This window comes from Pseudomonas protegens (assembly GCF_003732485.1).
Taxonomy (GTDB): Bacteria; Pseudomonadota; Gammaproteobacteria; order Pseudomonadales; family Pseudomonadaceae; genus Aquipseudomonas; species Aquipseudomonas protegens_B.
Map to the genome: position 1 here is coordinate 88,394 of NZ_MOAK01000087.1, position 6,855 is coordinate 95,248.

7 protein-coding genes are annotated in these 6,855 nt (G+C 64.4%); 3 read left to right on the top strand and 4 right to left on the bottom strand.

The window, feature by feature from the left end; genetic code table 11:
• Positions 1–858, top strand: an 858-nt coding sequence (locus BLX41_RS36805) for an NAD(P)/FAD-dependent oxidoreductase (protein WP_259745412.1), incomplete at its 5' end; no start/stop codon positions are given.
• A gap of 75 nt (positions 859–933) precedes the next feature.
• On the top strand, positions 934–1,863 hold the full coding sequence (locus BLX41_RS30520; protein ID WP_123728002.1) for a 1-aminocyclopropane-1-carboxylate deaminase/D-cysteine desulfhydrase: 930 nt from the start codon (positions 934–936) through the stop codon (positions 1,861–1,863).
• Here the strand turns inward: BLX41_RS30520 and BLX41_RS30525 are convergent.
• The 3 genes from BLX41_RS30525 to BLX41_RS30535 form a co-directional block, all read right to left on the bottom strand.
• Positions 1,854–2,408, bottom strand: a complete 555-nt coding sequence (locus BLX41_RS30525; protein ID WP_123727881.1) for a cytochrome b — start codon at positions 2,406–2,408, stop codon at positions 1,854–1,856. The two genes, BLX41_RS30520 and BLX41_RS30525, sit on opposite strands and share 10 nt — an antisense overlap.
• 194 nt (positions 2,409–2,602) lie before the next feature.
• On the bottom strand, positions 2,603–3,430 hold the full coding sequence (phnX, locus tag BLX41_RS30530) for a phosphonoacetaldehyde hydrolase (protein ID WP_123727882.1): 828 nt from the start codon (positions 3,428–3,430) through the stop codon (positions 2,603–2,605).
• A 101-nt stretch (positions 3,431–3,531) separates the two neighbouring features.
• Entirely contained in the window at positions 3,532–4,641 is a 1,110-nt protein-coding gene (locus tag BLX41_RS30535) for a 2-aminoethylphosphonate--pyruvate transaminase (protein WP_123727883.1), read from the bottom strand.
• Between the two features lie 110 nt (positions 4,642–4,751).
• Between BLX41_RS30535 and BLX41_RS30540 the strand changes: the two genes are divergently transcribed.
• A complete protein-coding gene (locus tag BLX41_RS30540; protein ID WP_123727884.1) occupies positions 4,752–5,609 on the top strand; it encodes a LysR substrate-binding domain-containing protein in 858 nt (285 codons plus the stop codon).
• A 67-nt stretch (positions 5,610–5,676) separates the two neighbouring features.
• Here BLX41_RS30540 and BLX41_RS30545 read toward each other — a convergent pair whose 3' ends face one another.
• Positions 5,677–6,564 carry a LysR substrate-binding domain-containing protein gene (locus BLX41_RS30545; protein ID WP_123727885.1) on the bottom strand — a complete coding sequence of 296 codons (888 nt, stop codon included), beginning with the start codon at positions 6,562–6,564 and terminating at the stop codon, positions 5,677–5,679.
• Positions 6,565–6,855 lie beyond the last annotated feature (291 nt).

Below are 6,855 nucleotides of genomic sequence, written 5' to 3' on the forward strand. Positions count from 1 at the left end.
GTGGCCGCCGAGCGCGGCCATCAGGTGACCCTGTTCGACTCCGCCAGCGAGATCGGTGGTCAATTCAACATCGCCAAGCGGGTGCCGGGCAAGGAAGAGTTCTTCGAGACCCTGCGTTACTTCAAGCGCAAGCTGCAGACCAGCCATGTCGAGCTGTGCCTGAATACCCGGGTGGATGTGGAGCAACTGGTGGCCGGAGGTTTTGACGAAATCATTCTGGCCACGGGTATCGCCCCGCGCCTGCCGGCGATTCCCGGGGTGGACAATCCCAAGGTCCTGAGCTACCTGGACGTGCTGCTGGAGCGCAAGCCGGTAGGCAAGAGCGTGGCGGTGATCGGCGCTGGCGGCATTGGCTTCGACGTCTCCGAGTTCCTGGTGCATCAGGGGGTGGCCACCAGCCAGGATCGTGAAGCGTTCTGGAAGGAGTGGGGCATCGACACCCAGCTCGAAGCCCGTGGCGGCGTAGCGGGAATCAAGGCTGAACCCCATGCACCAGCCCGTCAGGTGTTCCTGCTGCAACGCAAGAAAACCAAGGTCGGTGACGGCCTGGGCAAGACCACCGGCTGGATTCACCGCACCGGGTTGAAGAACAAGCAGGTACAGATGCTCAACAGCGTCGAGTACCTGAAAATCGACGACGCCGGCCTGCACATCCGCATTGGCGAGGCGGGGGAGCCCCAGGTGTTGCCGGTAGACAATATCGTCATCTGCGCCGGTCAGGACCCGCTGCGCGAGCTGCAGGACGGTCTGCTGGCGGCGGGACAGAATGTGCACCTGATCGGCGGCGCCGACGTGGCCGCGGAGCTCGATGCCAAGCGCGCCATCAACCAGGGCTCGCGCCTGGCGGCACAGCTGTAACGGCGTCAGCGGCACGCGGCGGGCAAAGAGGCGCACTGGTAGACTGCGCCTCTTTGCATTGTGAACCTGACGCCGATGTCCTTTCCCGATTCCTTCGATTGGCTGCCCCAGGCACCGCTGCAACGGCTGGAGCTGGACTGGCTGTCCCAGGCCGGGGTCGAGGTGGCGGTGCTGCGCCTGGACCTGATCGATCCGCTGATCAGCGGCAACAAGTGGTTCAAGCTGACCGAACACCTGACAACTGCACGTCAGTTCGGTGCTTCGGGCATCATCAGCCTTGGCGGTGCCCATTCCAATCATCTGCATGCCCTGGCCGCTGCCGGTCGGCGTTTTGCCTTCCCCACGGTCGGGCTGTTGCGCGGCCATCCACAAGACACCCCGACAGTGCGCGACCTGCAGCGCTTCGGCATGCAGGTGCACTGGCTGGGTTACGCCGGTTACCGGGAGCGCCATGCCCCCGACTTCTGGGCGCCTTGGCAAGCGCAGTACCCCGAGCTGTATCCGGTGCCCGAGGGGGGCGGTGGCCTGGCGGGGGCTTCAGGCTGTCGGCCGTTGTTGCAGCAGGTGCAGCAACAGTTGCCGGCCTTGGGCTGGAGCGACTATCACGCCTGGTGGCTGGCTGCCGGTACCGGCACCACCCTGGCCGGGCTGGTGCTGGCGGAGGCTGGCGCGCACCCGGCGTATGGCGCACTGGCGGTGCCTGCGGATCACGGGGTGGCGCAGCAGGTCGCGGATATTTTGCAGGAAGCCGGGCTGAACAGTGGCCGTTATGAGCTGCTGGACAGCAGTCGTGGCGGTTTTGCCAAGGTCGATGCAGGACTGCGGGAGTTCATCCAACTGAGCGAGCGACACAGCGGCTTGCCATTGGAGCCCCTGTACACCGGCAAGGCCTTGCTGGCCCTGCAGGCGCAGGTCCTGGCCGGGCGTTTTGCCGCGGGGAGTCGGTTGATCTTCGTGCATACCGGCGGCTTGCAAGGCCGCCGTGGATTCGCCGATCAGGCCTGACCCGGTTTGCGCCACATGCGTTGCAGGGTGTTATCGCGCATCACGTAGTGGTGATAGAGCCCGGCCAGGGCATGCAGTCCGATCAGCCAGTAGCCGAAGGTACCCAGCAGTTCGTGCCAGCCCTGGAGTTGCTTGGCCAGGTTTTTGTCCTCTGCCACCAACAGCGGCAGGTCGAAACCGTAGAACATCACTTGATGGCCCTTGGCGCTGGTGGTCAGCCAACCGAGGAGCGGCATGGCGATCATGAACAGGTAGAGCGCCCAGTGCATGAGCGTCGCCAGCAGTTGTTGCCACTGGGGCGGGGTGGGTACGATCTTCGGTGCTACGCCCTGGATGCGGGCGAACAGACGCACCCAGACCAGCGCGAACACCGTCAGCCCGAGCATGAAGTGGGCTTCCACAATCAGGGTGCGGCCACCGCTGCCCTTGGGAAAGATGCCGCGAAATTCGATACAGGCGTAAACCACTGCCAGCAGCACCAGCATCAACCAGTGCAGGGTGATCGTCATGGTGCTGTAGCGAGATTCAGTGTTTTTCCAGGGCATGCGGGACATCCTCGGTCATCAGGTCTGAAGCCTCCGTTCTTGAATGACGGAGTGCTGTAACTGTAATCCGCTTTCCTCGGGTTTGCCTGAGCCGCCTAGGGCCTTTATCGCCCGTACCAGGGCCCTGGAGGGCCAATGCTCGAAAAAAAACGGCGGTGCCAGTGGCACCGCCGTTCTTTATGGGCGGGGGCTGATCAATGGCTCTGGGGCATGTCTCCCCGGGCCAGGCGCTGGTTGATGTCGGCGATGACCTGGGGCAGATCGGCAATGGTGTCGATCATGTAATGCGGGCGCGAAGCCTCGAACATCTTGTGGATGCGCTTGCGCTCGCTGGCCAGGGTGTCGCTGGCCAGGGCCCGGTAGCCTTCGTAGGTCAGGCCCAGGGCATTGCCCGAGCAGGTCAGCGCCACGGTCCACATGCCGGCGCGGCGGCCTTCGAGAATGCCCGGCACGGTGTCGTCGATCTTCACGCAGGCCGCCACGTCGTCGATGCCCAGGGCGATCACGTTGGCCAGGGCCTGGGCCGGCCAGGGGCGACCGTTGGGCACTTCGTCGGTGGCCACCACGTGGTCGGCGGTGTAGCCGTTGGTGGCGGCCAGGGCTACCACCTTGTCCATCACCTGCTTGGGGTAGCCGGAGCAGGAGCCGATCTTGATCCCCTGTTCGCGCAGCTTGGCGATCACCTCCAGGGCGCCGGGGATCAGCGCCGAGTGCTCGGCGATCTTCTCGATCTGCAACGGCATGAAGCGCTCGTAGATGGCTGTCACGTCGGCATCGGTGGGCGTACGACCGAAGACTTTGCGGTAGCGCTCGGCCACCTCCGGCAGGTTGCACAGGGTGCGGATATGGTCCCACTTGCCCATGCCCATGGGCCCGCGGGCCTCTTCGATGGACACCTGCACATCGAACTCGGCGAAGGCTTCGACAAAGATCTGCGTCGGAGCGAAGGAGCCGAAGTCCACCACGGTGCCGGCCCAGTCAAGGATCGCCGCTTGCAGTTGAGAAGGGTTGCTGTAGTTCATGGTTTCAATGCCTGTGTTGGAGCGAGCTTGCTCGCGAAAAAAGGTTCGGATCGCGTCGCCTGATTCGCGAGCAAGCTCGCTCCTACAGGCACGATGAGGCGTCAGATGTCCAGGACTTCCATCTCTTGCAGCACCTGGGCGATGGCGGCGACGGCGGCCTGCATGCCGCGGCGGTCGACGTGGCCGATGCACCCCACGCGGAAGGTTTCGACCTGGGTCAGCTTGCCGGGGTAGAGGATGAAGCCCTTGGCCTTGACCCGTTCGTAGAAGTCCGTGAACTGGTAGCGCGGGTCTTTTGGAGCATGGAAGGTAACGATGATCGGTGCCTGGATCGCTTCCGCCAGGAAGCTGCGCAGGCCCAGTTCCGCCATGCCCTCCAGCAGTGTCCGGCAGTTGTCGGCGTAGCGCGCATGGCGCGCCGGTAGGCCACCTTCCTCGGTGTATTGCAGCAGGGCTTCATGCAGCGCGGCGACCACGTGGGTCGGTGGGGTGAAGCGCCACTGACCGGTCTTGGCCATGTAGCTGTGCTGGTCGTGCAGGTCCATGGCCAGGGAGTGGGCGTTGCCCGCAGCCTGGGCCAGGGATTGCTTGCTGGCGAAGACAAAACCCATGCCGGGTACGCCTTCCAGGCATTTGCCGGAGGCGGCGATCAGCGCCTCGAAGGGGATTTCCCGGGCATCGATGGGCAGCGCGCCGAAGGAACTCATGGCATCGATGATCAGGCGCTTGCCGTGACGGGCGATGACCTGGGCGATGTCCGGCAGCGGGTTGAGGATGCCGGTGCTGGTCTCGCAGTGGATCAGCGCCACGTGACTGATGCGGTGGTCGGCCTGGAGCAGGCGCTCGACATCGGCAGCGGTGGTGGGTTCGTCCTCGGCGGTTTCGAAAGTGCTGAAGTCGCGGCCGAGCACTTCGCAGATTTTCGCCAGGCGCTTGCCGTAGGCGCCGTTGATCAATACCAGGACCTTGCCGTCCCGGGGCACCAGGGTGCCGATGGCGGCTTCCACGGCAAAGGTGCCGCTGCCTTGCAGGGGGACGCAGTGGTGGCTGTCGGCGCCGTTGACGATGGCCAGCAGTTGCCGGCACAGGCTGGCGGTCAGTTGGTTGAAGCGGTCATCCCATGAACCCCAGTCCACCAGCATCGCCTGGCGGGTGCGGGCGGACGTGGTCAGGGGCCCGGGGGTAAGCAGGATTGGCTCGGCGATGCTCATGCTGTGTCCTCGAAAATGATGGGATGAAGCTACGGGGACTAAATTGCAGTTTGCCTTGCCATCAATCAAATTGTTTGTTGTTATTCCAGCCATCAGTGAGGCCGATAGCTATGAACCTGTTCCAACTCCGCGCATTCGACGCCGTGGCCCGTGAAGGCAGCTTCACCCGGGCCGCCGGGCGGTTGTTTATCAGCCAGCCGGCGGTGACCGGGCATATCAAGGCCCTGGAAGAGCATTACCAGATCACCCTGCTGAGGCGCACCGCGCGCCGGGTGGAGCTGACCGAGGAAGGCATCAAGCTGGCGGCCATCACCCGCGCCATGTTCGGCCTGGCGGAAGAGGCCCAGGCCATGCTCGAGGCCAACCGGCAATTGCTGACCGGGCGTCTGGAAGTGGCGGCGGACGGCCCGCACATGGTGATGCCGATGCTGGCCAGCCTGCGGGCGAAGTATCCGGGGGTGACGGTCAACCTGCGCCTGGGCAATGCCCAGGAAACCCTGGCGGCGCTGCTGTCGGAACACGCTGATGTAGCGGTGCTGACCGAAGTCGAGCCGCGCAAGGGCCTGCACCTGCAAAGCCTTGGGGAGTCGCGGATATGTGCCCTGGTGCCCCAGGGGCATCCCTGGCTGGAGCTGCCCGAAGGCATTGCCATCGAACACCTGGACCAGGTGATCATGGTGCTGCGCGAACCCAGTTCCATCACCCGGCGTACCTTCGATGAGGCTTGCGTGCTGGCCAGGGTCCAGCCCCGGGTGCTGCTGGAGCTGGACAGCCGCGAGGCGGTGACCGAAGCGGTGGCGGCGCAGTTGGGGGTCGGGATCGTCAGTTCGGTGGAGGTGGGGCACGACCCGCGAGTATGCACGGTGCCGATTCGTGGTGCTGGCCTGATCAACCGGCACATGATCGGCTGCATGGAACGGCGTCGTGATCTGCGCTTGATCCAGGCGTTTTTCGCCCTGGCTCCTTGACCGCCCCGTAGGAGCTGGCTTGCCAGCGAAGAGGCCCGAGAGATCGCCTTCGCCGGCAAGCCGGCTCTTACGGGGCGGTGGGGGAGGCCAGGCTTTCGCGTACCAGCTTGAGGAAGGTGGCGACGATCCGTCGTGAACTCTGTTCGCGCAGGCACACCAGGGTTTCGGTCAGACGCCGCTGGCAGTCGACGATCGGCAGGGCGCAGACCCGGGCGTCGGCGCCGAACTCCGCCGCCGAGACCACCCCCACGCCAATCCCCACCACTACCGCCTCGCGCGCCGCCTCGCGGCCCTCCACCTGGATGGTCGGGCGAATCCGCAGGCCGGCTCGGTTCATTTCCTCCTCCAGGGTCTGGCGGGTCACCGAGCCGACTTCCCGCAGCACCAGGGGGGTGTCGTCCAGGTCGGCCAGGCAGATGGACTGGCGATCGGCCCAGGGATGATTGCGTGAGACAAAGGCCACCATCGGGTCGTTGCGCAGGGGCAGGGACAGCAGGCGTTCGTCGTCCACCTCACGTCCCAGCAGGGCCAGGTCGGCCTGGTAGTTGAACAGACGCAGCAGGGATTCATCGGTGTTGCCGGTCTCGATCCTCACGTTGATCCCGGGGTACAGCTCGCAGAACCGGGCGATCTGCGGCAGGACGTGGATGGGGGCGTCCACCGCCAGTACCAGGCTGCCGGTCTGCAAGGCCTGGGAATCCTGCAGCAGTTCCTTGGCTTCGGCCTCCACCACGAACAGGCGCTGGGTGATGGCCAGCAGGCGCTCGCCCAGGTCGGTCAGGCGCACCGAGCGCTTGTTGCGATGAAACAGCAGCACCCCGAAGCGCTCTTCGAGCTTGCGCACCTGGTCGGAAATCGCCGGCTGGGTCAGGTACAGGCGTTCGGCCGCCCGGGTGAAGCTGCCGTGCAGCGCGACGGCGTGGAAGGCTTTCAATTGGGCGTGGGAAACCGACATGGGCCAATCCTCTTACAAGCTGAACTTATATTTGAAATACGATAAATCGATTTCATTTATTAATCAGTAATTGCTTCCATCCCTGCAAGCCCAGTGACCGGTCGGTCGACCGGCACCGGGCCCTGATGCCTGTGCGTGCAGCTGCGGTCCCGAAACGGGCCGGCACCAGGACTCATCTGACCAGCAGCGCCCGCCGCAAGGGTTCTGCTGCAGTGCTCAAGAATAAAAAACACAGGCGTTTGCTTCGCATCCTGCCGGCACACTCACCCTGAGGTCAGAACCACAATGAAC